The 25,529-nt window shown below is 40.2% G+C and carries 21 protein-coding genes and 1 pseudogene; 4 read left to right on the forward strand and 18 right to left on the reverse strand.

Annotated elements, in window-relative coordinates; translation table 11 throughout:
* Window positions 1-109 precede the first annotated feature (109 nt).
* The 6 genes from K8L98_RS22020 to K8L98_RS22045 all read right to left on the reverse strand — a co-directional run bounded on the left by K8L98_RS22020 (window position 110) and on the right by K8L98_RS22045 (window position 5,706).
* Window positions 110-949, reverse strand: coding sequence for a DeoR/GlpR family DNA-binding transcription regulator (locus tag K8L98_RS22020; protein WP_243550985.1), 840 nt, complete (start codon window positions 947-949; stop codon window positions 110-112).
* Entirely contained in the window at window positions 918-1,931 is a 1,014-nt protein-coding gene (locus tag K8L98_RS22025; RefSeq protein ID WP_223438103.1) for an ABC transporter ATP-binding protein, read from the reverse strand. The genes K8L98_RS22020 and K8L98_RS22025 overlap by 32 nt, the downstream gene beginning before the upstream one ends.
* On the reverse strand, window positions 1,931-2,803 hold the full coding sequence (locus K8L98_RS22030) for an ABC transporter permease (protein WP_223438104.1): 873 nt from the start codon (window positions 2,801-2,803) through the stop codon (window positions 1,931-1,933). Before K8L98_RS22030 ends, K8L98_RS22025 begins: the two co-directional genes overlap by 1 nt.
* The gene (locus K8L98_RS22035) at window positions 2,800-3,654 is read right to left on the reverse strand and encodes an ABC transporter permease (protein ID WP_223438105.1); all 855 of its coding nucleotides are present in this window, start codon (window positions 3,652-3,654) and stop codon (window positions 2,800-2,802) included. Before K8L98_RS22035 ends, K8L98_RS22030 begins: the two co-directional genes overlap by 4 nt.
* 116 nt (window positions 3,655-3,770) lie before the next feature.
* Window positions 3,771-4,604 (reverse strand): alkaline phosphatase family protein, encoded by an 834-nt coding sequence (locus K8L98_RS22040; RefSeq protein ID WP_223438106.1) that lies wholly within the window; start codon window positions 4,602-4,604, stop codon window positions 3,771-3,773.
* Window positions 4,594-5,706 (reverse strand): ABC transporter substrate-binding protein, encoded by a 1,113-nt coding sequence (locus K8L98_RS22045; protein ID WP_223438107.1) that lies wholly within the window; start codon window positions 5,704-5,706, stop codon window positions 4,594-4,596. Before K8L98_RS22045 ends, K8L98_RS22040 begins: the two co-directional genes overlap by 11 nt.
* 443 nt (window positions 5,707-6,149) lie before the next feature.
* On the opposite strand from K8L98_RS22045, the gene K8L98_RS22050 reads away from it, so the two are divergent.
* The 3 genes and pseudogenes from K8L98_RS22050 to K8L98_RS27015 form a co-directional block, all read left to right on the forward strand.
* Complete coding sequence (locus K8L98_RS22050) at window positions 6,150-7,688, forward strand: ATP-binding protein (RefSeq protein ID WP_338036996.1); 1,539 nt, start codon at window positions 6,150-6,152, stop codon at window positions 7,686-7,688.
* Window position 7,689: 1 nt separating this feature from the next.
* Window positions 7,690-8,367: a response regulator gene (locus K8L98_RS22055; protein ID WP_223438108.1), complete on the forward strand. Its 678-nt coding sequence runs from the start codon at window positions 7,690-7,692 to the stop codon at window positions 8,365-8,367.
* Window positions 8,368-8,641: 274 nt separating this feature from the next.
* Window positions 8,642-8,734 (forward strand): annotated as a pseudogene (locus tag K8L98_RS27015) (hypothetical protein); the annotation flags it as partial.
* Window positions 8,735-8,922: 188 nt separating this feature from the next.
* Here the strand turns inward: K8L98_RS27015 and K8L98_RS22060 are convergent.
* The 6 genes from K8L98_RS22060 to nikA all read right to left on the reverse strand — a co-directional run bounded on the left by K8L98_RS22060 (window position 8,923) and on the right by nikA (window position 15,611).
* Window positions 8,923-10,239 carry an MATE family efflux transporter gene (locus tag K8L98_RS22060; RefSeq protein ID WP_223438109.1) on the reverse strand — a complete coding sequence of 439 codons (1,317 nt, stop codon included), beginning with the start codon at window positions 10,237-10,239 and terminating at the stop codon, window positions 8,923-8,925.
* Window positions 10,240-10,341: 102 nt separating this feature from the next.
* Window positions 10,342-11,163: a nickel import ATP-binding protein NikE gene (gene nikE / locus K8L98_RS22065; protein WP_223438110.1), complete on the reverse strand. Its 822-nt coding sequence runs from the start codon at window positions 11,161-11,163 to the stop codon at window positions 10,342-10,344.
* 191 nt (window positions 11,164-11,354) lie between these two features.
* Window positions 11,355-12,182 carry a nickel import ATP-binding protein NikD gene (gene nikD, locus K8L98_RS22070; RefSeq protein WP_223438111.1) on the reverse strand — a complete coding sequence of 276 codons (828 nt, stop codon included), beginning with the start codon at window positions 12,180-12,182 and terminating at the stop codon, window positions 11,355-11,357.
* Between the two features lie 15 nt (window positions 12,183-12,197).
* Complete coding sequence (gene nikC, locus K8L98_RS22075) at window positions 12,198-13,031, reverse strand: nickel ABC transporter permease subunit NikC (RefSeq protein WP_223438112.1); 834 nt, start codon at window positions 13,029-13,031, stop codon at window positions 12,198-12,200.
* Window positions 13,028-13,972, reverse strand: a complete 945-nt coding sequence (gene nikB, locus K8L98_RS22080) for a nickel ABC transporter permease subunit NikB (protein WP_223438113.1) — start codon at window positions 13,970-13,972, stop codon at window positions 13,028-13,030. The genes nikC and nikB overlap by 4 nt, the downstream gene beginning before the upstream one ends.
* 16 nt (window positions 13,973-13,988) lie before the next feature.
* Entirely contained in the window at window positions 13,989-15,611 is a 1,623-nt protein-coding gene (nikA, locus tag K8L98_RS22085; RefSeq protein ID WP_223438114.1) for a nickel ABC transporter substrate-binding protein, read from the reverse strand.
* Window positions 15,612-16,028: 417 nt separating this feature from the next.
* Between nikA and K8L98_RS22090 the strand changes: the two genes are divergently transcribed.
* Window positions 16,029-17,366 carry a CitMHS family transporter gene (locus K8L98_RS22090; RefSeq protein WP_223438115.1) on the forward strand — a complete coding sequence of 446 codons (1,338 nt, stop codon included), beginning with the start codon at window positions 16,029-16,031 and terminating at the stop codon, window positions 17,364-17,366.
* Between the two features lie 185 nt (window positions 17,367-17,551).
* Here K8L98_RS22090 and hutG read toward each other — a convergent pair whose 3' ends face one another.
* The 6 genes from hutG to cstA form a co-directional block, all read right to left on the reverse strand.
* Complete coding sequence (hutG, locus tag K8L98_RS22095; RefSeq protein ID WP_223438116.1) at window positions 17,552-18,502, reverse strand: formimidoylglutamase; 951 nt, start codon at window positions 18,500-18,502, stop codon at window positions 17,552-17,554.
* Window positions 18,474-19,757: an imidazolonepropionase gene (hutI, locus tag K8L98_RS22100; RefSeq protein WP_223438117.1), complete on the reverse strand. Its 1,284-nt coding sequence runs from the start codon at window positions 19,755-19,757 to the stop codon at window positions 18,474-18,476. The genes hutG and hutI overlap by 29 nt, the downstream gene beginning before the upstream one ends.
* A 14-nt stretch (window positions 19,758-19,771) precedes the next feature.
* On the reverse strand, window positions 19,772-21,424 hold the full coding sequence (hutU, locus tag K8L98_RS22105; protein WP_223438118.1) for a urocanate hydratase: 1,653 nt from the start codon (window positions 21,422-21,424) through the stop codon (window positions 19,772-19,774).
* Window positions 21,421-22,953, reverse strand: a complete 1,533-nt coding sequence (hutH, locus tag K8L98_RS22110) for a histidine ammonia-lyase (RefSeq protein ID WP_223438119.1) — start codon at window positions 22,951-22,953, stop codon at window positions 21,421-21,423. The genes hutU and hutH overlap by 4 nt, the downstream gene beginning before the upstream one ends.
* Before the next feature lie 118 nt (window positions 22,954-23,071).
* Window positions 23,072-23,518: a histidine utilization transcription antiterminator HutP gene (gene hutP / locus K8L98_RS22115; protein ID WP_223438120.1), complete on the reverse strand. Its 447-nt coding sequence runs from the start codon at window positions 23,516-23,518 to the stop codon at window positions 23,072-23,074.
* Between the two features lie 171 nt (window positions 23,519-23,689).
* On the reverse strand, window positions 23,690-25,480 hold the full coding sequence (gene cstA, locus K8L98_RS22120) for a carbon starvation protein CstA (protein WP_223438121.1): 1,791 nt from the start codon (window positions 25,478-25,480) through the stop codon (window positions 23,690-23,692).
* Window positions 25,481-25,529 lie beyond the last annotated feature (49 nt).

The raw sequence follows: 25,529 nt of genomic DNA on the forward strand, positions 1-25,529 counted from the left end.
TTCTATCTATTAAATTTTCTTTCTAGCTTTTTACCTGCTATCAATAAAAATCTATTAAAAAAGAGAGAGAACTCCCTCTTCCGTCTCGATATGTCCTTTTATGGATTGACTATGCATGAATCCAATTGATTTCCTCTAATTTTGAATGATTTCTCCATTCCTCAGGAAATGGCTGCTCGCAGACAATCACATCGACTTTTTCTAGAGGACAAACTTTACAAAATGTATCGACACCAATTTTAGAGTAATCCGTTAACAATATAACTTGCTTTGATACCTCGACCATCTTGCGTGAAACTAATGTTTCATGTAAATGATAATTACTAACCCCACTTTGAATGGAAACACCACCAGCTGAAATGAACGCTTTATCAATATTAAATTGATTTAACATTTGTTCAGTGAGACCGCCGCATATAGATTGATGTTTTGGATCAATTTGTCCTCCCAGTAATAGAATTTGTCCTGTAAACTTATTTTGATTGAGCAATTCGGTTAACAAAGACGACACAGGAAGAGAATTAGTTAAAATTGTAATGTCTTTTTTATTTTCAATACACTGCGCAAATTCAAGCATGGTTGTTCCTACATCAATGGCAATCACATCTCCGTTAGAAATGAGTTCAACTGCCTTTTTCCCAACCTTGACTTTCGCATCTTGATTCACCGTTGTACGCTGTGTGAATGGAGGCTCCTCAAATTCAAAGACTGTTTTAATCGCTCCACCGTAAACCCTCTTTAAAAGTCCTTTTTCCTCTAATATCATCAAATCGCGTCGAATCGTTTCCTCTGAAACATTAAATTGATCAACTAATTCCATAACTTTTACTTTTCCCATTTTGTTCAGTTCTTTTAAAATTTCATTCTTTCTTTCTTCTGGCAAAACAGACATATTTGTTCCTCCACCATCTAATAATTTATAAAATAATGCATTCTTTCTTCGGTACAAGAATATGAACGCGTGCTCCTTGCTCAAACATTTTTCCTCGGTGGTGAAGATAGTCTACATGGAAAGCGGACTCCTCTGTTTCTACTTCATATCTTAAAACATTCCCTGTCATGGAAACCTCTTTAATAACCCCTCTAATTCCCCAGTTCTCTTGTAAATCCAAGCTACCTTCACCAACAGAAACTAATTGTAAAACTTCAGGACGAATGGCGACTTCATTCCCTTTTAGTTCTGTGCTGCGAACAAGTTTACGGAAAACTTCCATATTACAAACATTATAATTTCCGATAAATTTTGCAACAAATGTATTGACTGGAGATGTATAAATTTCTGATGGAGAACCGGATTGTACAACTTGTCCTTTATTCATGACAAAAATTCGATCAGACATCGTCATTGCTTCTTCCTGATCATGAGTAACAAAAATAGTTGTAATATCTAATTCTTTCTGTATTCTCTTTAATTCTTTTTGCAAACTTTTTCTAATTTTAGCATCCAATGCGCTTAACGGCTCATCCAAAAGCAGTACTTTCGGCTCCATGACAAGCGCACGTGCAAGAGCAACCCTCTGCTGTTGTCCGCCAGATAATTGATGAGGATAAGATTCCTCTTTTCCTATTAAATCAACCATCTCAATCATCTTTTTTACTCTTGATTTACTATTTTTTACCTTCATCATTTTAAGGCCGTAAGCAATATTATCAAAAACGCTCATATTTGGGAAAAGTGCATAAGACTGAAACACCATACCGACTTCACGCTGACGCGGTGATAAATTAGTAATATCTTTTCCATCAATTAAGATTCTTCCTGCATCAACGCCTTCAAGGCCCGCAATGGAACGTAATAATGTACTTTTTCCGCATCCGCTTTGCCCAAGAAGTGTAGCAAATTCTCCTTTTATTAATTTTATAGAAATATCGTTTAAAACGACTTGATTTTCATACCCCTTAGTCACTTGATCGATGGTTACATAGCTCATTATTTTTCACCTTCTAAAGCAGTATTTTTACGACGATATTGTTTTTTAAAAAATGAAAGAATTCGATTCTTATTTGTCACGACAGGATTCTTTTCGTTTCTAAATGTAAGTTTTAATACAGTCCCCGTTAAAAGTAAAATCACTGAATAATAAGTAATAACAATTGCACTTGTTAAGTGACCACTGCTGTTTAATTTGTCAGCAAGATAAATTTGAATGGTTTCAAATCGGCCCCCGACAAGCAAATTGGCAAAAGCAAATTCACTAAATAAAAGAGCGACTGATAATAAGGTAGACACTAAAATCCCAGATATAATATTGGGAAACACCACTGTGCGAAACGCCTGAAATTTTGTAGCACCCAGTAATTCAGCTGCATCAACAAGCTGCACAGCATTAACCGTACGAAGACTGTTGCGAATACCTTGATACATAAATGGCAGAATGGTTATGAAATAAGCACCAATTAAAATCCAAGGTGTTCCGGCAATTTGAATTGGTCCATCTGAATATACCTTGATTAATCCAACAGCTCCAACAATAGGAGGAATTCCATAAGGAAGCATAGCTGCTGCTTGCAGCAATCCTTCCCATTTAGCGAAATATACTGTGATGATAAAAATAGTCGGAATCATAATAACAACACTAAGACCGACAGACATGACAATTAAAAACAGTGTTCGTTGAAAAGCATCATAAAACCGTTCATCTTGAAATAATTCAATATACCATTTCATTGTATAACTCTCAGGCAAAATGGTATGATCCCATTTACCGGCAATCGAGAATAAAAATGTTCCTACTAGCGGAATTAATAAATAGATAACTAGTAATCCAACCAGCACTTTATGAAAAGTCAATGAAGATTTCATCGTAAATCCCTCCTAATGCGGCGCATCATTCGTTCATTGAACCACATCGCCCCTATCATGGTCGCTGCTAGAAGCACTCCCATCGCACTGCCTAGCTGAGGCTTTAATGCAACGTCACTAGCAACTAGAGAAGCAATTTGCAATGACAATAAGTTATAGTTGCTGCCGACCAATGCATAGGCTGTAGCGTAAGCTCCCATCGCATTAGCAAACAAAATACTGAATGTACCTACAATACTAGGTAAAAGAACTGGAATCCCAATGTGAAGCCAAAATGAGAATGTTGACCCTCCTAATAATGAAGAGGCTTCTTTCCATTGTTTCTTAATTCCTTGATAAGACGGGTAGATGAGCATAACAGCAAGCGGAATTTGAAAATAAATATAAACAAGAATGAGGCCCGTCCATGAATATAAATTAAAATCTGCAAACACATCCCAGCCAATCATAGAAAAAAGCAGCGTAAACAACCCATTGTTTCCAAGTAAAATAATATATGAAAATGAAAGGGGAATCCCCTCAAAGTTCGACGTCATATTGGCAATCATCAGCAGGCGATTTTGTATTTTTTGTGAGAACTTTGTAAACGAATAGGCAGCAACGACTGCTATAATCACAGAAGTCACAGCAGAAACTAAGGAAATGACAAGGCTATTTTGAATGGCTTGTAAGTAAAATTTACTTTTAAATATGGTAATGTATTGATTAATCGTAACTTGAATTCCATCGTCTGCATAAAAACTATTTTTAATCATTGCCACTAATGGTCCTAGTTCAAATCCAATCACAAACATAATAAACGGCAGTAAAAGAGCTAATAAGTAAATTTTTTGTTTTTTTATTTTTCGCAAGACTTCTCGCTCCTCTATGTTCTCTAACAATTTAGGAATTGGTTTAAAAGTAAGTTCATTAAACCAATTCCACTTAACCTTCATTCTTCATTTTAATGTTGAATATGATATCCCTTTTAAAGTGTGATTTTTCCGTTTAGGCCCGGCAATCGATATGAAATCATTTTATTGGACGGCTCAATATTTAAAAGTTCACAAACGAGCGGTGCAAAAGCTAATTGCGGAATCACTTCACTGTAAACGCCAGGCTCAACTTTTGGACTGATGATAAAGAGCGGTACATCACGCTCACCATCAGTTATGCCGCCATGGTTGCCATATTCACTCATGCCATGATCAGATGTAATTAAAATGTGGTAACCTTCTTTGATCCAAATTGGCAAAAGTTGTGCCAACAAGCTTCCCATTTTTAAGATTTGTTCACGATATTCTTTCGATTCTGAACCGAAAATTTCTCCTTTTACGTCTACACCGAGCGGATGGATATATAAAAAGTGCGGGTCATACTTTCTGCGCAAGGCTTCTGCATCCATTAACACATGACTGTCTGGATAGTCATCATCCCAATAAAATTTTCCATATTGAATCGGCTTAGACTCATCCTCTTGCTCACGATCTTCAAAAAAATGGAATGGCGCGCGATTATAAAGTTCGCTTATCCAGTAATACGATACCGTTCCGTTTCTTAAGCCGTTTTCTTTCGTAAGATGAAAGAGACTTTTCTCAGTAGATAAGCGAACAGCTTGATTGGACGTAATTCCGTTCACTGATGCCGGTGTACCCGTTAGTAACACTTCATATAATGGACGGGAAAGACTTGGGAGTTCCGACTTTACTTTGTAAAGTGCTGCCTGATTTGTTTCAACTAGATGTTGAATAAATCCAAGAGCCTCACATGCTTTGTCATATCTCATACCATCAACAACTATTGCTATTACTTTATTTGACATGGACTAACACCTCTTCTTGCCAAATCTGCGGTAAATTTTTAGCCGTTTCTTCCCAATCTTTGTAATCTTCAATTGGTTTTGCATTTTTGTACTGTTCTTCTGGAACCATTTTTTCAGCTACTTCTTTCGGAAGTTCTACATCCCGAATTGGACGGGCAAACCCTTTAGCTAAGTTAATTTGTCCTTCATCGCTTAAGATATATTCTCTAGTTGCCATCGCTGCATGCGGATGCTTTGCATATTTATTGATAATAGTTGCGTAGCCGCTTACGACTGAACCTTCACTTGGAATGGTGACTTCAAATTGATCGCGGTTGATTTGGTCAGCGTAACCAAGGGCATTGAAATCCCAAACAAGGGCAACTTCCACTTCCCCTTTTTCGATGTTAGCAGGCTTCGCATCAGTTAAGCTAAGGCGGCCTTGCTTGGCAAGCTTAGCAAAATAATCAATTCCCGGTTGGAGATTTGTTTCATCACCGCCGTATGCGATAGCGGCAGCAAGAACGGCCATTTGGTTCTGTGTACCACGCTGAACATCTCCAACTGTTACTTTGTAATCCCCTTTTAATATGTCATCCCAAGACTTTGGCGGGTTATCCACTAATTCTTTATTAGTAAAGAATGCAATCGTTCCTTGGTAGCCAACAACCCAATCTCCGTTGTCATCTTTTGCCCAGTCAGGTACCTCGTCCCAATAGGAAGTTTTATAGGCAAGTGTTAATTCTTTTTGTTCCGCGATTGGTCCAAAGGAAATCCCTACATCGCCGATATCAGCTGTTGCATTCTCTCCTTCAGATTCTATTTTGGCAATCTCTTCGGCACTGGATAAATCTGTATCATTGTGTTCCAATGTATATTTTTTCATCACTTCATTCCACGTTTCTCCCCAGTTAGCCCATGAATCAGGCATACCGACACTATTAATGGTTCCCTCTTCTTTTGCCTTTGTTTCAATTTCTTTCAGGGTTAACGAACTTGGATCCTTAACAACTGGAGCAGCCTCCTCTTTAGTAGCTCCGCAAGCAGCTAATCCTAGTACACTCACTCCTAATACCACAGCTTGAATAGACTTGTAACAATTCTTCTTGAATGTGTAATTCATAAAAAGTACCTCCATTTATTGTGGGATTTTTAATGTTCATTACTGTTTATTACGGTTTAATCATAATCACCCAATATAAACCCCACATTAATCCAATGTTAAGATTTTGTAAATCGGTTTTTAACTAACGAATGGAGTCCGGATCATAATCCTTAAGAATATCCGGAACCCAAACGGCCTAGTTTCCGTTCGTTTATAACTTTTTCTTTTCAATCGTCAAGTATTCGCTTGAGATCAAGCGTCCGTCATATCAGACGAAAAAAGGCTAGATGATCAGCCTATTCCTGAAAATACACCGTTCTTTGACGAATGCAAAATTTACTTGTATTCTTTCATTAATAGATTAGAAAATTAAGAAAAAGAGGATTTAATAGTAGGAGGAATGCTGCCTGAAGACGATAAAAGTACCTTTACAGATTAAAATACTCGGGCTGGTTCTATTATTGGGATTATTGTTGATCCTGCTGCTGACAGGATTTTTCAGCTATATGGAAAGTAAACAAATCGAGGAAAATAAAGGTAGAATGGCACTGGAGTTATCAAAAACTGTCGCTCTCATGCCAACTATTATCGATGCATTTCAAACTGGGAATCCTTCCGAAACGATCCAGCCTTTAGCAGAAGAGATCAGGAAACAAACAGGTGCTGAGTTTATTGTAGTAGGGAATAAAGATGGCACACGTTATTCACATCCCATGAAGTCGGAAATTGGGAGAAAAATGACGGGAGGAGATAACGATAGAGCCATAATCAAAGGGGAATTTTATGTATCAAAAGCTAATGGCTCACTCGGCCCGTCTCTTAGAGGGAAATCTCCTATTTTCAACAAACAGGGAGAGATTATTGGTCTCGTTTCAGTAGGATTTCTATTAGAAGACATCAACCAGCAAATCATGAAGAACTTCATTAAAGTCCTGCTTGTATCTCTTTTTGCCTTTTTTATATCCGTTATTGGAAGTATTTTGCTGTCAGGCAATATCCGCAGGGACACTATGGGGCTAGAACCGTATGAAATTGCTGCTCTTTATAAAGAAAAAAACACTGTGCTGCATGCGGTAAAAGAGGGTATTTTAGCCATAGATAAAGATGGATTCATTACAATGATGAATCAGCCTGCTAAGAAACTCCTTCATATTAAAGGATCTGTCAGGCATATGAAAGTGGATGGACTGTTTCCTTCCGATTATCTTTATGAGGTTTTAAAACATGGGAATCCGCAAGTTGATAAGGAAATGGTTTGGAAAGATAAAACCGTTATTGTAAATACCACTCCACTGATTGATGAAAATGGGATAAGAGGAGTGGTTGCTTCTTTTCGCGACAAAACCGAAATTGAGCAGATGATAAACACCGTATCGGAAGTCAAAAGATATTCAGAAGATCTCCGTTCCCAAACACATGAGTTTACCAATAAATTATACGTGTTATCTGGCCTTCTTCAGCTTGGTGAATACGACCAGGCGATTAATATGATAAAAAGTGAAACACAGGTCCTGCAATTTCAAAATTCAGTAGTCTTTAACCAAATCAAAGATACCAAGGTACAGGCTATCCTTTTAGGGAAGCTCGGAAAAGCGTCAGAAAAGAAGCTGAAATTTGATATTGCTTCTGACAGTTATCTGGAAGAATTGCCATCACACTTTAAGCTTTCGAGCTTAATCGTTATTCTTGGCAACTTAATTGATAACGCTTTCGAAGCCGTTTATGGCGTGGAATCTCCGACGGTTAAACTTTTCGTTACAGACATCGGAAGTGATATCATCTTTGAGATTGAGGACAATGGCAGAGGAATAAGCGAAAGAGACATTCCTTTTCTTTTTGACAAAGGCTTTACATCAAAAGATGGAAATGAGCCAAGGGGATTTGGTCTATCGAATGCAGAAGAAGCTGTACAGGAAATGGATGGGATTATTGAGGTACAAAGCAGTTCAGATACAGGAACTGTATTTACGGTGTACCTTCCTAAGGAGCTGAGAAATTGAAATGATAAAAGTAGCCATCGCAGAAGACGACTTCCGAATCGCCGATATCCATGAAAAGTTTTTAGAGACATTCAACGAAATCGTTGTGGTTGGAAAATCATTGAATGGAGAGCAGACTCTTCAATTACTGAAGATGAAAGAACCTGACTTACTTCTTCTAGATGTGTATTTGCCTGATATGCTGGGATCTGAGCTGCTTCCCCTCATACGTGAGAAGTTTCCGAAGGTTAGCATCATTATGATAACAGCGGCAACAGATAAGGTGTTCCTCGAAAAAGCACTGAGCTATGGAGTAGAGAATTATTTGATCAAGCCCGTAAGCAGGGAGAGATTTGACGATATCATTCAAAAATTCATAAAAAAGCACTCTCTCCTGTCTTCCAATCAACAAGTGAATCAGAAATATATCGATCTTCTTTTTAGTAAGGGTAAAAATGAAAATTCAGGAAAAGGGAAAGGTTTGCCAAAAGGAATTGATGAAATCACACTTGGTAAAGTGAATGCCGTTCTTCAGGCTAAAAGAGAAGGGCTTTCTGCCGAAGAAGTGGCTAAGGAAATAGGCGCTTCCCGGATAACGGCACGCAGATATCTGGAATATCTCTCCTCTGTTAATCAATTAAAGGCAGAAGTGGTGTATGGAATTGTCGGAAGACCTGAGAGAAAATATTATCCGATTTAAGGGGATGATATAGAAACTTAACGGATTCTGCTAAATAGCCCAAAACGTTAACCTTTAATCATGTTAAATACAAAAAAACAGCAACTTTTAAAACTTTCACCCGACTAAAGATTTTTTAGTGATCTTTCTAAGCTGCCCTTGCTTAACATCAATTTTTTCAAAACCAAACGATATACTCAATAATTTATTACAATAATAAGGCGCTATCCTAGTTTTGGATAAGCGCCCTATTATTGAAAAGATCAAAAATGTCAAAACATAAGCAACACCTGACCTATTGCTTCAAGCAGCACAAGCAATTGCAAGCTTACAAACAGAAATACTCGCTTTTGTTGAGCATAACGACACAAATCAAATTGATGCCTAACGCTTAACGAAGCATCTACTGAAGGAAAGTGTTTCCAATAAGAAAGGAGGAGAAAAGCAGGACAAAGACATTAGAGCTTCCATTTTTAAATACTGCAGGAAAAACGGTAAAAATCTCAATCGCTTCTCCAGGTGAACAAATCCCCTTTGGTCTCCTTTTATTACTTCTACTGAACCAAACGATAATTTTCAAACCTCTTCCTTTAGATGCCATAATTTTTCATTTAATCTAGGAGTATACATGACTAGGAAGCCGGATCGTCCAATAGTATAGACGATGAAGGCTAGCCATAAGCCATGATTATGCCAGATAGGAGTTATAGTGATTTGTATAATGATATAGATAATCATTGCGTAAATCATAGAGTTTCGAACGGGGGCAATTTCAGTTGCCCCTGTAAAGACACCGTAAATGACAAGGCCAAAACAAGCAGCAAACGGGTAGATAATGAGCCATGCTCCATACTTTGTTGAAAGCTCGATAACACCAGGCAGATTTGTAAAAAGTTCAATAATCTGTTCTTGAAATAATCCATATACGCTAGCTATGATAAAAGCTGTTATCACCGACCATTGCCTTGATAAACTAAGTGTTTTTTTATATAATTTTTTGTCATTTGATCCTACCGCTTTGCCGACGAGAATACTAGAGGCGTTGGCGAATCCATCAAAGAAATAAGCCATTATGTAATGAATTTGAAATAATACAGCATTTGCAGCTAGAAATTCTGTACCAAACGAAGCACCTTTTGCTGTAAACATATTAATAACGACTAATAAACAAATGGTTCGTATAAATAAATCCTTGTTAACGTTAAACATCTTTTTCATAGACTGTGTATCTATAAGTGCTTGAATGGATGGTATTTTCCATTCAAAAGATGATGCTTTCATAACAATGAGTAATCCTAATACGAAGGCTGTAATTTCAGCCATCAAAGTGGCCGCAGCGACCCCTTTTACAGCAAAAGAAAAGACATGGACAAAAAGAATGGCCAAAATCATATTCAAAACATTCATGAACACTTGCAAAAATAAAGATTCTTTAATCTTAGCCATCCCCATTAACCAGCCAAGAATAACGTAGTTCAACAATGTGAAGGGGGCTCCCCAAATTCGAATTCGAAAATATTCAACTGCAAACTTACTCACATCCGAATCAGGAGCAATCAATGTAAGAGCAGCATATTCAATCGGCCATTGTAAGAGAATAAAACACATACCTGCAATTAGAGCTATTAAAAATGGACGGGATAATGCAAGTACTCCTTGAGCTGAATCACTTGCCCCGTTAGCTTGTGCGGCAAAAGCAGATGTACTGACCCGCAAAAAACCGAATACCCAATACAGCGTATTAAAAATAAGGGTTCCAACTGCAACACCTCCAATATATGCTGGATTAGGAAGTTGCCCGACAACGGCTGTATCGACAGCACCTAATAAAGGCGTCGTCATGGTTGAGATCGTTAGTGGGATCGCCAAAGCAAGGTACGCACGATGATTCATCCGACTTTCCCCCTTCAAAAAATTTTAGGATAAACCTAAAAATAAAAGCCCCGATTATGTGAATGAAATCGAGGCATTCGAATAAATATAAATACTTTTTAATTAAGTATGGCTAACCCTTGTTCTAATCGATCGAAAACGCGGGTGCTCTGCAAGTATGGAACCTCTCATCTCTTTTACTACAGGATGTTCTGAAGTGAAAAACTGTTTTTTTGAATCATAAAGCTCGATTAATTCTCCTTTTTCTAGTACACCCAATGAATCACTAATCGAATAGGCAGCTTTAATATCATGTGTAATAAAGAAATAAGATAGCCCGAAGTCTTCTTTTAGCTCCTTTAGTAATTCTAAAATAAGTGTTTGGTTAACCATATCTAGACTACTAACAGATTCGTCCAGGACGATCATCTTTGGTTTGAGGGAGATCGCTCTTGCAATATTGATCCTCTGCAATTGCCCGCCGCTAAATTGGTGCGGGTATTTTTTCAGGTCCTTTTCACTCAGTCCGACCCTTTCCAATAATTCAACAATAGTTCGTTTTTGTTCAGCAACTGTTAGCTTTTCATAGTTTTCTAAAGGCTCTGCAATAATACGTTCGGCTGTTATGCGGGGATTGACTGATGAGTATGAATCCTGAAAGACAGCTTGAATATCGCGACGGATTTTTTGCCGAGTATGTTTATCTGCAGTATAAATATCATGCCCTTGAAACAGGATTTGTCCGCTTTGTGGCCGTTCCAAACCAAGAATCACTTTTCCTAAAGTACTTTTACCGGCCCCACTCGTACCAAGCATTCCTAAGCATGTACCTTCCTCAATCGCAAGCGAAATATCAGAAAGTACTTTTTTAGGGCGACCTTTCCAGTAAAAAAACGTTCGGGATCCGTAGCTATGAGTGACTTCTTTTACTTGTAATAAACTCATTTGTTCACTCCTGTAAAGTGAGACTTCATTCAGTGGGGGTTTTTTTCATCCCCCACTGAATGGTAGCGAAACTTATCGGATCTTAACGGGCAGTTTACCCTCACCTATCTTTTTTGCTGCTTTATAAATTCTTGAATCTTAGGTAAGGGACTTACTGCCCGTTAAGAATGGGGTAAATACCTATTATTAGGCTAAGCCAAATGGATGTTAGGTTCATCTAAATGTATTAGTGAGCGTGCATTTAGTAGTTTCTTCGTATACTCATGCTGCGGCTCATCAAATAGCTGAAACACATTCGCTTTTTCTACAATCCTGCCATTCTTCATAACGGCTACCTCATCTGCCATTTCCGAAATGACTCCGAGATCATGGGATATTAAAAGAATAGCTGAACCATATTCAGAGCGAATTTTATCTAAGTGGTACAGCACTTTCTTCTGATTATTGACGTCAAGTGCGGTAGTTGGTTCATCAGCAATAATAACAGCTGGATGTAAGCATGCTGCAATGGCAATCATCACCCGTTGCAGCATGCCGCCACTCAATTGAAAAGGATACGATTTTAATAGGTTAGCAGGATTGGGTAAGTTCACATGCTGCATTGCCTCGATGGCAAGCTCTGTTGCTTGTTTTTTATTCCATTTTGTATGAGATCGAATGGTTTCGATAAATTGATGGCCAATCGTAAAAACAGGTGTAAAAGCATTCATCGGATTTTGCATAATAAAGGCAATATCCTTGCCACGGATCTTACGCATTTCTTTATCGGCTAAACCGTTCAATTCACGTCCTTGTAATGTTATACTCCCATCAATCGTTGTCGTTTTCCGATCAAGAAGTTGAAAAATGGACATACTTGTAACAGTTTTACCGCATCCACTTTCCCCAACTAGACCAAGTACACGTCCAGGCTTTAGTTCAAAATTTATCTCTTGAACAAGTGGGGTAACACCATCTTTTGTTTTTACCTGTACATGTAAATCTTTCACTTGTAACACATTCGACTGTTCTGCACCCAATATTCTCATCCCTTTTTAAAATCTACGTTTGACATCGTACCGTTCAGATAACGCTTCACCTAGTAAATTGAATGTAACAATAACGAGCATAATGATCAAACCTGGATAAAGCATTAATTCTGGATTTGTCCGAATATACGATTTCCCTTCGTGAATCATCGCTCCCCATTCAGGTGTAGGGGGTTGCACTCCTAATCCTAGAAACGACATGGCGGATATATCCATAATGGCCCAGCCCATTTCTAATGTACCCATGACGACAAGTGGCGGGAGTACATTTGGGACAATATGATTTTTAATAATCTTCCATTGAGAAGAGCCGCTTATTTTCGCAGCTGCAATAAAGTTTTGTTCTTTCAGACTAAGGACCATTCCTCGGAACATTCTTGCATAGTAGACCCATTGCACAAGCATCAACGCGATGATCACTTGTGTAAGTCCAGGTCCGAATATGCCAACTAGTCCAAGAATAAGGATAAGACTTGGAAAAGCCATGACACCATCGCAAAACCTCATCAATACATGATCAACAAGGCCGCCCTTATACCCTGAAAAGGTTCCAACAAGTAAACCAATGAGGATGGATGAAAGAAAGATTAGCATCGCAAAACCTAATGAAAGGCGCGCCCCATATAAAATACGCGATAGATTACATCTTCCTAAATGGTCTGTTCCTAATGGATAGGCCCAAGAAGGAGGCTGAAGTTTATAAGCTAAGTTGACAGCAACCGGATCATTGGGTGCAATCCATGGAGCAAAGATAGCAATGATAACAAGAATACTTAATATAATCGAGCATATGGAAATAACTTTTTGACTTCTGAATATCTTAGGTAAACTTATAATCATTGCTGCTGCCCTTCTTTCCTGGAAATGCGCGGGTCAATATACATTTGAATTAAATCAACAAGTAAGTTACTTAAAATAAATAAGCTGGCTGCAATCAGCACATAACATTGAATGACTGGTATATCACGATTAAAAATAGCTTCAATAAAATAACGACCAAACCCTGGCCAAGAAAAAACTGCTTCCACGATGATTGTTCCAGTCAGTAATTTTCCAAGATTCATCCCAAGACCAGTAATCATCGGGGAAATGGCAATCCTTAAGACATGCTTGGCCATAATCGTTTTTTCGTTAATTCCTCTTGTCCTGGCAAATAGCACATATGGCTGTTGCAAGTTTTCAAGAACACTCGCACGTAACAATCTTGTATAGATTGCAATTAAAGGAAGGGCCAGTGTAACGGAAGGCAGAACAAGATGCTGCCATGTTCCAATTCCTTCAACTGGAAAAAGGTCAAGTTTAACAGAAAAGAAAAAAATTAAAAGATAACCGAGCCAAAAAGAAGGAATCGATGCCCCTAAAAAGGAGAGAATCCTGCTAAAATGGTCGATTAGGCTATTTTTCTTTACTCCAGCAAGGAAACCTAGCGGGATACTCACTAGTACAGCTATGACGATACTTCCTAGAGCAAGCTGAAAGGTAGCCGGTAATCTCGATGCAACCTCATCCAAAACAGGCTTATTCGAAACATAAGATATGCCAAAATCAAGCTGGCATATCTTCATAATAGAGTTTACATATTGAATGAGGAATGGTTGGTCTAAACCAAACTCATGTCTTTTTTGCTCCAAAATCTCATCGGTCGGCTGAATATGGGCGGCTGCTAAGTAGGCCTCAGCCGGGTCTACCGGTGAAAGGTGAATCATTCCAGTTGTAAGTAATGTTGCTAAAAGAAAAACTGGAATAATAGATATCATTCGTTTAAAAATATAGGTGCCCATGAAAGCCTCCTGCTACTTACTGCTCTTTGCTAATTCCCGTAAATGGATGTTCGTCTCGATTAGCAGGGAAAGTAAAATTAGTAACATCCTTTTGATAGATTGCTGTTTTCTTAACATAAGAGATCGGAATAATGGCTCCCTGATCTTGGATTGATGTTAAGATTGACGAGTAAAGCTGTTGGCGTTTTTGCTCATCTGTTGTTTTCGGAACCTCGGCGATTTGTTTAAGTAATTCAGCTTTGTTCGGATATGCTGATATCGCCTCATTAAAGCCAAATCCTTCTGACAAAACAATGTTTAAGAACGTATGTGGATCATATGGAGCTCCGTAGTTACTAAAGAAATTAATATCAAACTTATTATCTTTAAATCGCTGAATTTGCTCTGTTAATTCAACTCCAACAATGTTTAACTTCACACCAATGGCTCCCCACTCAGCTTGAAGCGTTTCTGCCATTGTTTTTTGAATTGATTCTGCTGAATCATACATTAACTCGACTTCAAGAGTCTGTCCATCTTTTTCACGTACCGTTTTTCCTTTAGGAAGCGTCCACCCTGCTTCATCTAATAACGATTTCGCTTTTTCTACATCATAATCAATGACCTTTGCTTCATTGCCCTTCGTATAAGGGAGGTTTGTCGGTAAAATATAATCTGCTTTTTCCTCGTAACCAGATGTAATCCCTTCAACAAGTGCTTCTTTATTAAAACCATAATGTAACGCTTGACGTACCCGTTCATCGGAAAGCTGTTCTTTCGTTGAATTGATGACGAGCTGCCTTGTTGCAACTGGTTCAGAAATGCTAGTTTCATAATCTCCAGTAGATTCCAATTGTTTGAAAGAATCTAAACTGATAGAACCTTCTCCGTAAATAAGGTCCAGCTCACCTTTTTCAAAAGCAAGTACCCGCGTTTCCGCATCAGGAATGACTTTCACTTGGATTTTCTCTTCTTTTGGAAGCTCACCCCAATAATTTTCATTACGCTTGTAAATAGCATATTCATCCGCTTTATGTTCTTCCAAAATCCATGGACCTGTACCAATCGGTTCAACGACACCTTTTGAGGTATCACCATCTTCAGGAAATCCAGCTTCGCCTAAGAAACGAACTGGTCGAACAACAGCTAACTCCTGGATCGTTGGATAATATGGTTCAGTTAATGTCAGTTTAAACGTATTTTCGTCGATTACATCTGTTCGATCTATTTTCGAAATAAAACCTAACCAGCTATGTAATTCTACATTATTTAAAATGGTATCGAAATTCTTTTTCACAATTTCTGCATTAAAGCTTGTTCCGTCGGAAAATTTCACATCTTGACGCAAATGAAACGTATATACTTTCCCGTCTTCAGAAATTTCCCATGACTCAGCTAGATGTGGTTTTAGTTCGCCACCCTCTTGGTAGCTTACTAACGGTTCATACACCATCGACTGAGCAAATAATTGTGAAGGATTATAAATATGCGGATTCATTTCTCCTACATCTCTCGGCCAAGCCAATGTTAGCATATTGTCATGATCGTCTTTTGGCGCTGAAACATCGTTAGCTTTTGTACAGCCAAATAATAGTGTTGATAATAATAAAATAAATACAGTTATAAATAACATCTGTCGGCTATTTCTTCCATTAAACATAATGCACTTCCTCCAGGTCGCTAATGATAATCATTTTCAATTGTAATCAGTATGCATGATACTGTCAATACAATGTCAGAAACTTTCGAAAACCGATATGGACACCTTTAACTTTTACTCTTCTTCAACAATCTGGCCCTTTTGCGAAATAACGGCTATTGCCTTCTTAAAATAAATGTCCAAAACCCCCTCCTTAAATATTAGAAAGGCACAGCATTAATTTGTTAAATGCTGTGCTGATTTACCGTTTTGCGCCTCTTAACTTAAAACGTTACAAGCATTTTAATCATCTATTAATCGGCTCGCAAACTAAAACTTTGCTGCAGAAAATTAGTCCTTACTGTGAACTTAATGTACAAAATATAGTTAACTTACTTTAATAACTTTATTTTGTAAACGTTTTCATTTCAGAATATTTTGTATACACTTTATTTACTAACAAAAGAGGTGAAGACCATGCTTGCATTATTAGGATTTTTAATGATAATCACATTCATGATTTTAATTATGACAAAACGGCTAACGGCTATGATTGCACTGATGGTAGTTCCAGTTGTTTTTGCATTAATCGGCGGATTCGGAAAAGAAATCGGACCCATGGCGCTTGATGGCATAAAAAGTGTAGCACCCACAGGCATAATGATCCTATTTGCCATTCTCTTTTTCGGCATAATGATTGATGCAGGAGTATTTGATCCTATTATTTCAACCATCCTGAAAGTTGTAAAAGGAGATCCTGTAAAGATAGCCATCGGTACGGCAGTCCTCGCATTGTTGATTTCCTTAGATGGGGATGGAACCACAACATATATAATTACGATTTCTGCCATGCTTCCATTGTATAAACGAATTGGCATGAGGCCGCTGATATTAGCAGGGATTGCCGTATCTGCTTCAGGTGTTATGAACCTACTGCCATGGGGAGGACCTACTGCCAGAGCCATGACGGCATTGAATCTTGAGATGTCGGATATTTTCACTCCAGTCATTCCCTCAATGGCTGGCGGAATATTGTTTGTATTATTCATGGCTTATTGCCTTGGGAAAAAAGAGCGCAAAAGAGTGGGTATACTTGAAATTGATTACAGCACAATGGCCATGCAGCAGGCGGCGGCTTCTGCAGAGGAAGCTGGTATTAAAAGGCCAAAACTAATTGTTGTGAATTACCTGTTAACCATCATGCTTTTAGTGGCGCTAATCAACGAAGTCCTGCCAACTACTGTCTTGTTTATGATTGGTTTTGCCATTGCTATTACGATGAATTATCCAAAATTAAGTGACCAAAAAGCGAGGATTTCAAACTATGCTGATAATGCATTATCAGTCATTTCAATGGTGTTTGCAGCAGGTATTTTTACAGGTATTCTCTCAGGGACTAAAATGGTAGATGCCATCGCAAACACTATGATTACGCATATACCTGATGCCTTTGGTTCACAATTAGCTCTTATTACAGCGATACTAAGTGCTCCCTTTACATTTTTCATGTCCAATGATGCATTTTACTACGGCGTTTTGCCATTGCTCGCCAAGGCGGCTGCCGGATATGGAATTGACCCTGCATTTATTGGACGTGCATCACTTCTCGGATTGCCTGTCCATCTATTAAGTCCGCTAGTACCGTCGACATACCTTTTAGTCGGAATGGTTGGAGAAGATTTCGGGGACTTGCAGCGCACCTTCCTGAAATGGGCCTGCGGATCGACAGCCGTAATGATTTTAGTAGCTCTTGCCTTATCAATTATTCCTTTATAATAATTAAAAAGAAGGAATTCAACCCTAAAAAATAGAGAAACCCCGGATGTTTTTTATACAGGGTTTCTCATTCTATATATTTTATAAAGTGCTCCAAACTAAAAAACCTATCTCTGAACATCTGCTCCTCAGAAATAGGTTTCTATCATCATGAAATCCCGTTTTTCAATTTATAAAACCCAATTCTACTTTCTGCTCTTGTAACCTGTTAAAAAGGTTAAGACACAGTAAGCTGCCAAACGGCTCGTCATATCCCGAAAATCGAGTGTCGGGTCAATTTCAACAATATCCATTGCTTTTACAGCTGGAACTTCTCCTAAAAATCGTATAGCTTCAATCAGCATCCGTGAATCCATCCCGCCTGGACCAATGGCAGGGCAGCCTGGTGCAAACGCCTGATCCATTACATCCATATCAAGAGATACGTAGATGACGTCAACTTCTTTCAGGAGCCCACTCACACTCTCTTGTAAAATTGAGAGAATTCCTCTTTTGTACACGTCTTGCACGGTGAAGATATGGACACCATTTTCTTTGCCATAATCGGTATATTCTTTGCCATTTGAAAAGTCGCGGATGCCAATTTGATAAAGGTGTTTTCCCTGCAGTACACCTTTTTCGATCAGCTGTCTAAAAGGTGTTCCATTTGACGGTCCTCCATCTTCAAGGTTCCGCAGATCGTGGTGCGCGTCGAACTGAATAATCCCAGCCTTTCCTTTTTCTTTTTGAAAAGCTGTAAAAATCGGCGCTGTAACAGAATGATCGCCCCCAAGAAAAATAGGAACCATTAAAGGATGTTCACCCAAAACTCCTTCCACCGTCGTTTCAATCCTCCGGTGCGATTCAGATAGATCTGTTACATGCATGGATATATCCCCAAAGTCTATGATTCTCTCTTTTTTCAAATCTGTATTGTTCTGAACAGAGTAGGTGGTAAAAGCGTTCATCATTTTTCTTATTGTTTCAGGAGCAAAAGATGCCCCTGAATGACTGATCGATGGCTTCGATAATGGAACTCCCACTAACCCAATGCCTTCGGCAATTTCATGATCCCGTTTTTTCAATAACGTTCCCGCCCGTGAAATCCCGCGGTCTACGAATCTTGCATCATGTGAAAGAAAGGGAAGACGGTTCACAGTGATCCCCCTTTTCATATACTATGGCACCTTTCTTGATAACGGTCCCTGCGTGATTCACTCCGAAATGATAAGGGATATATTCATAGTTTCCCGCATCCCAGATGACAAGGTCCGCCTGCTTCATTGGCGCGATTATCCCCCGTTCGCCGCCTAACCCGATGGCATGGGCTGCATTAATGGTGACAGCATTCCAAATTTCTTTGACCGTCATTTTATAGATAACCGCTGCGAAAGACATGATCAGCTGCAGATTCTCAGTCGGGCAGCTCCCGGGATTAAAATCAGTCGCAAGAGTCACCGCCACTCCTTCCTCGAGCATCTTTCTTGCTTTGGCATGATCCGGTTTGTTCAGATAAAAAGAAGTACCGGGCAGCAGGCAGGCGATAACCCCTTTTGCAGCCAGCTGCTTAATGCCTTCATCTGAAGTTCCAACTAAATGCTCTGCACTGACAGCACTGAGCTCAGAAGCCAATTCTGCTCCTCCTAATGGATCAATTTCATCGGCATGAATTTTCACCTGAAATCCTTTTTGCTTTGCTTTTGATAAAAACACTCTGGACTGTTCAATCGAGAAAACGCCTGTTTCACAAAAGATATCTACAAATTGGGCTAATTCTTCTTTTTCAATGACATCAAGCAGCTGAACCATTTCTTCTAAGAAAACATCCGGCTGATGCTTATGCTCTGGAGGTATGGCATGCGCACCCAAAAAGGTTGAAACAACTTCGGCTGCGTGCTCCGCGTTTAATTTTTTTGCGGTCCTAAGCTGCTTCAGTTCTGCTTCTGCGTTCAGTCCGTATCCGCTTTTCGCTTCAACCGTCGTCATTCCATATGAAAGCATCCGGTCAAGATGGCCGGCTGCTTTTTCATAAAGCTCCGCTTCACTTGCAGCCCGCGTTGCTTTTACAGTCGAAAGAATGCCGCCGCCCTGTTTCAGGATTTCCAAGTAAGGAACACCCTGCTGCTTCAGTCCCATTTCATGCTCACGGGATCCGGCAAACACTAAATGAGTATGTGGATCAATGAGGCCCGGTGTAACAAGCTTCCCTTCACAATCCATTCTTTTTTCAGCCGTCCACATAGCTGCTTCTTCGTTTGAACCTATCACAGCTATTCTCCCATCAGCAATCGCAAGTGCCTTGTTTTCAAGTACAATCAGCTCATCCATGTCCCTGCCGCAGAGTGGACCTTCTTTTTCATAATCCATTGTTAAGAGCTGGCCTATATTTTCAAGTATTAGATCATATTTCATGAAAGAACCTCCCTCTATTCCTGCATTGGAATACGTACATTATGTTCTTTTGCAAAAGTCTGTGCCTCTTCGTAGCCTGCATCTGCATGACGGATAATGCCCATCCCGGGATCAGATACGAGAACTCTTTCTAATTTGCGTTTTGCTGTTTCCGTTCCGTCAGCAACAACAACCATACCGGAATGCAGAGAATAGCCCATTCCTACTCCGCCGCCATGGTGGAAGGATACCCAGCTCGCTCCGGCTGATGTGTTAACTAGTGCATTTAACACTGCCCAATCTCCTATTGCATCGCTTCCGTCCTTCATCGCCTCTGTCTCGCGATTTGGCGAGGCAACTGAACCGCAGTCAAGGTGATCGCGTCCAATGACGATCGGTGCTTTCAGTTCTCCCGTCCTGACTAATTCATTAATGGCGAGGCCCATCTTCACCCGTTCACCGTAGCCGAGCCAGCAAATACGTGCCGGCAGTCCCTGAAAAGCAACATGCTCATGTGCCATATCAATCCAGCGCAGAAGGGCTTCATTTTCAGGAAAAAGCTCCTTAATCAGCTGATCTGTGCGGTGGATGTCTGCAGGATCTCCAGATAGAGCTGCCCATCTGAAAGGACCTTTGCCCTCACAGAACAGCGGACGAATATAGGCTGGCACAAAGCCCGGAAATGCAAATGCATTTTCCACTCCTTCGTCCTTTGCTACCTGGCGAATATTATTGCCGTAATCAAAGACGATGGTTCCGCTCTTTTGAAGCTCTAACATGCATCTTACATGCTCAGCCATAGATTTTTTGGATTTCTCAACATACAAATCTGGATGATCCCTTTTTATCTGCATCGCTTCATCCATCGATAAACCTTGCGGAAAATACCCATTTAACGGGTCATGTGCGGATGTCTGGTCAGTAAGGATATCAATCTTTATGTTTTTCTTAATCACTTCATGAAGGACATCTACTGCATTTGCCACTAATCCAATTGAAAGGGCTTTGCCTTCTGACTTAGCCTTCATTGCCCACTGCACCGCTTCATCAAAAGAATGAGTCAGCCTGTCACAATACTTTGTCGCAAGTCTCTTCTCAATTCTGCTTTGATCAACATCGGCAGCAATAACAACTCCGCCGTTCATCGTTACGGCAAGAGGCTGTGCCCCTCCCATTCCGCCAAGGCCCGCCGTTAATGTAATTGTGCCTTTTAAGCTCCCGCCAAAATGCTCTTTTGCCACAGCAGAAAACGTTTCATAGGTTCCTTGAAGAATTCCCTGTGTTCCGATATAGATCCAGCTTCCCGCCGTCATTTGCCCATACATGGTCAGGCCTTTTTGATCAAGCTCGTGGAAGTTTTCCCAATCTGCCCATTTAGGGACAAGTACAGAGTTTGAAAGCAGAACCCGCGGGGCATGTTCATGCGTTTTAAAAATCCCTACAGGCTTCCCCGATTGAATGAGAAGTGTCTCATCATGCTCCAATGATTTTAACGATCGGACGATTCCATCCAGTGACTCCTGATTTCTTGCAGCCTTTCCAATTCCTCCATAAACAATGAGCTCCTCCGGCTTTTCTGCAACTTCAGGATCCAGGTTATTCATCAGCATGCGAAGCGCTGCCTCCTGCTCCCATCCTTTACAGTCTAATTCAGTTCCCCGTTTTGCTCCTGTGAATTTTGCTGTCATGATAAAATTTCCCCCTTTGTATCGTTATAATCTTTTTTAAATCTCTTTACATCTGCTTTTTTCAGCCAGGCCGCAGCTGCTTCTATATCCTTTGAAAATACTCTGTCCTTCGTAATAGCCGGGACAACAGTTCTTCCATGAAAATAAAATGTTCTTGTCGTTTCCGACATTTTCTCAATTCCCCGGTAGGCTGCTGCCTCCATCGCACAAATCAATTCAATGGCAAGAACACGTCTGCAGTTTTGAATAATTTGATAGGCGTGCCTTGAGGCAATCGTACCCATGCTGACGTGATCCTCCTGATTGGCTGATGATGGAATTGAATCAACACTTGCCGGGTGTGCAAGCGTCTTGTTTTCAGAGACAAGCGACGCAGCACAATATTGCATGATCATCGCTCCGGACTGAAGACCGGGCATTGGACTCAAAAACGGCGGCAGATCATTGAGCTGCGGATTGACAAGTCTTTCGATTCTGCGTTCCGAAATATTTGCAAGCTCGGCGATGCCAACCTTCAAGAAATCCATGGCAAACGCAATTGGCTGACCGTGGAAATTCCCTCCTGACAAAACCTTTTTGCCATCATCAAAAATCAGCGGATTATCCGTAGCAGCGTTCATTTCAATTTCAAGCTTATCTTTTACATAAGAAAGGACCTGAAGACTTGCCCCATGAACCTGCGGAATGCACCTTAATGAGTAGGCATCCTGAACTCTCAGCTCTCCCTGATGCGTCACGAGATAGCTGCCATTTAAAATCCCGCTGATTCGCTCGGCTACTTCAATTTGTTCTTTGTAGCCCCGGGCAATATGAATGTCCTCATCAAACGCATCAATGATTCCCCTCAGACCTTCAATCGTCATCGAAGCAATGTAGTCTGCCTGCAGCGCCACCGCTTCAGCTTCGATGTAATTGACGAGGCCCATTGCTGTCATTGCCTGTGTGCCATTGATTAAAGCCAGACCTTCTTTAGCCTGCAGAGTAACAGGGTGAAGTCCCGCTGTCTGAAACGCTTCTGCAGTCTGCATTTTCCGCCCCTGGTAAAAAACCTCACCTTCACCTACAAGAACAAGAGCCATATGAGATAAAGGCGCTAAATCCCCGCTCGCACCAAGTGAGCCCTGCTCGGGCACAACAGGATGAATTTCATGATTCAGGAGTGAAGCAAGTAAAGATAATACCTCTTTGCGGACACCGGAAAAACCTTTCAATAATGCATTAAGCCGAAGCAAAAGCATCCCCCTGGAAACCTCTTCAGGAAACGGATCTCCGACACCGCATGCATGACTTCGAATCAAATTGATTTGCAGCTCTTCTGCATGTTCCGCATCAATCAGTACATCGCTGAACTTCCCAAATCCCGTTGTAATACCGTAAACGACCTTCTTCTGAGCCACTATGTTTTCAACCGCTTTTCTGCTCTTTTCCACCTTATCCCATACATAGTCAGGAATATGGATCATAGCTTTTTCATATAAAACCTTCTTTGCGGATTCAATTGTGAGTGTACTTCCCGTTAATTCGATCATAATCTGCTCCTCTTTTAATCAAAATGAAAAACAAAAAGGAGGCCATACCAATAGAAACACGTTAAACCGTGTTTTCTACCGATACAGCCCCCTGCTATCTATTAACTATGGGCGCATCTTATATATGATTAATTCCCAAACCCATTGCCTCATGCTCTGATCCTTTGACAGGAGCACCTATTGTGCCATACAGAGCAATCGCGATCCATTCACCTTCTGTTTCTGCCTCGTAAGGCTTCCCCCGGACAATGGCAAATCGAAGACCAACTGTTCGCAAAACACTTCCAAGCTGAACCTGCCCTCTTGTCACACCATGAAGCGCTTCCATGATGGCATGATATAAAGCGTGTGTTTCGCGGTATCCATCAGGTGATATCACACCTGAACGCTTTGCTGCAGTTTCAATGGCCGCCACTACTTTATGCGTCTCCATTGAACCCGTTTTCCCCTGACAAAATTGAAACCCCTGCTCTGTCAGCTGTTCCCCGTAAAAATGATCATTTTCACCGATTAGAACGAGCTGCATGGCATTTCTCCCAATACGATGATCCGGTTGTATGCTCATATCTATTCTCACTTCATACTGAATTTTCTGATAAACTAATGTCTACCGTTAGTGTATGATTGAAATGGATTTATGTCAAGATGCCTTTGGATGTTTTGTCAGATTTTCCAAGGGACATACATCCTTAAAATAAACAAACCGCCCTTATAATAAGGACGGTCCAATCAAACATTATGCTGATTTGGCTAATTGGGCCCGCGGGCTATTCCAATTTGCAAGCCATTTTTTAACGGCTGCAACCATAATAATAATCCCTAAAATCAGCATGATAATGGATAATGCTGCGTTTAACACGCTGTAGCCAGGTGCAGCTGAATTAAGATACACATTTTTAATCATCCAGTAGCCCGCATAGTTTACAGTTACATACAAGTATGCAAGCGGTATCAAACACGTGAGCATGTATCTGCGTTTATCTGCAATTTTCAAAATAACCGTTGCTCCGACAATCAATCCGATTGAGGCCATTAATTGGTTAGATACACCGAACAGCGCCCATACGGATCCAATGTCTCCAGTAAAGAGCAGGCTGCCCCACAAGAAGCAGGCCAATGCACTTGCAAAAACAGCTCCCGGGATCCAGTCCACTCGTTTCATTGGTTTATAGAAGACACCTATGAAATCCTGAATCAGATAACGGGAAACACGTGTACCTGAATCAATAGCTGTTAAAATAAAGAGTGCTTCGAACATGATAACAAACTGGAAGAAGTAAGATGAAAGCTTGCTGAACCATGGAATTTCAGTAAAGATATACGTCATTCCAACAGCCAGTGTAACCGCTCCGCCAGTTCTTCCTTCTAAGTTCAGCCCAATTGCCTCGCTCAGCATTGGAAGGTTTACAACATCCATGCCCAATGTTCTAAACACTTCAGGTGTAGAGTTGATTGCAAAATAATCTCCAGGCTGCAGGGCTGTGGCCGCAATTAAAGCCATAATCCCTACTAAACATTCTACAAGCATGGCACCAAAGCCAACTACTTTTATATCACTCCATCGATCGATCATTTTTGGTGTTGTACCAGATCCAACAAAGGCGTGGAAACCTGAAATTGCTCCGCATGCGATCGTAATGGATATGAACGGCCAAACCGGTCCTGCCAGAATGGGACCTCCTCCATTAACAAACTCTGTTACAGCTGGAAATGGAATATCGGGATTTACGACGAAAACTCCCAGGATAAGAGCGATAAAAACTCCGATTTTCATAAAGCTACTCAGATAGTCCCGAGGTGCAAGCAATAACCACACTGGCAGAGCTGCGGCAAAGAAAGCATAGATCGGCAAAATAATAGAAAGGGTTTTCGAATCAAGGGTCAGCCAGTCACCAATGATCGTATTCTGAATGTATGGACCAGTAAAAACTGCAGCTAATATCAAAATAAAACCTGCAATAGAAGCCCCTTTTAGATTTCCGGTCTTTTTGTGATACAAACCTACTCCCATTGCAATTGGAATCGTAATTCCAACTGAAAAAGTTCCCCACGGATTTTTTTCTAAAGCGTGTAAAACAACCATGGAAAGGCCTGCCATCGTAATCGTAATAATAAATAACATCGCGAGGCCTGTACAAAAACCTGCTACAGGACCTAATTCTTCTTTAGCAACTTCAGCTAATGATTGACCATTTTTTCTCATTGATGCAAAAAGGACAACTGCATCATGAACGGCTCCGCCGATTACTGCCCCAATTAATAACCACAGCAGCCCGGGTAAATAGCCAAATTGAGCCGCTAAAATAGGACCTACCAATGGACCTGCAGCTGCAATGGCAGCAAAGTGATGGCCAAAAGTAACCCAGCGGTTCGTAGGCACATAATCTTTTCCATCCTCAAGATCATGAGCTGGCGTTTTTTTGGAATCATCTAATTTTAAGACCTTTACAGCCAGAAAAGTGCCGTATAAACGATAAGCTATCATTAAAATACACATGGATCCTATTACAATTGTAATCGCATTCATTTTGCACTGCCTCCTAAAACCATATTCGTAAAATTATCATACTAAATGA

Source organism: Metabacillus dongyingensis (assembly GCF_019933155.2).
Taxonomy (GTDB): domain Bacteria; phylum Bacillota; class Bacilli; order Bacillales; family Bacillaceae; genus Bacillus_P; species Bacillus_P dongyingensis.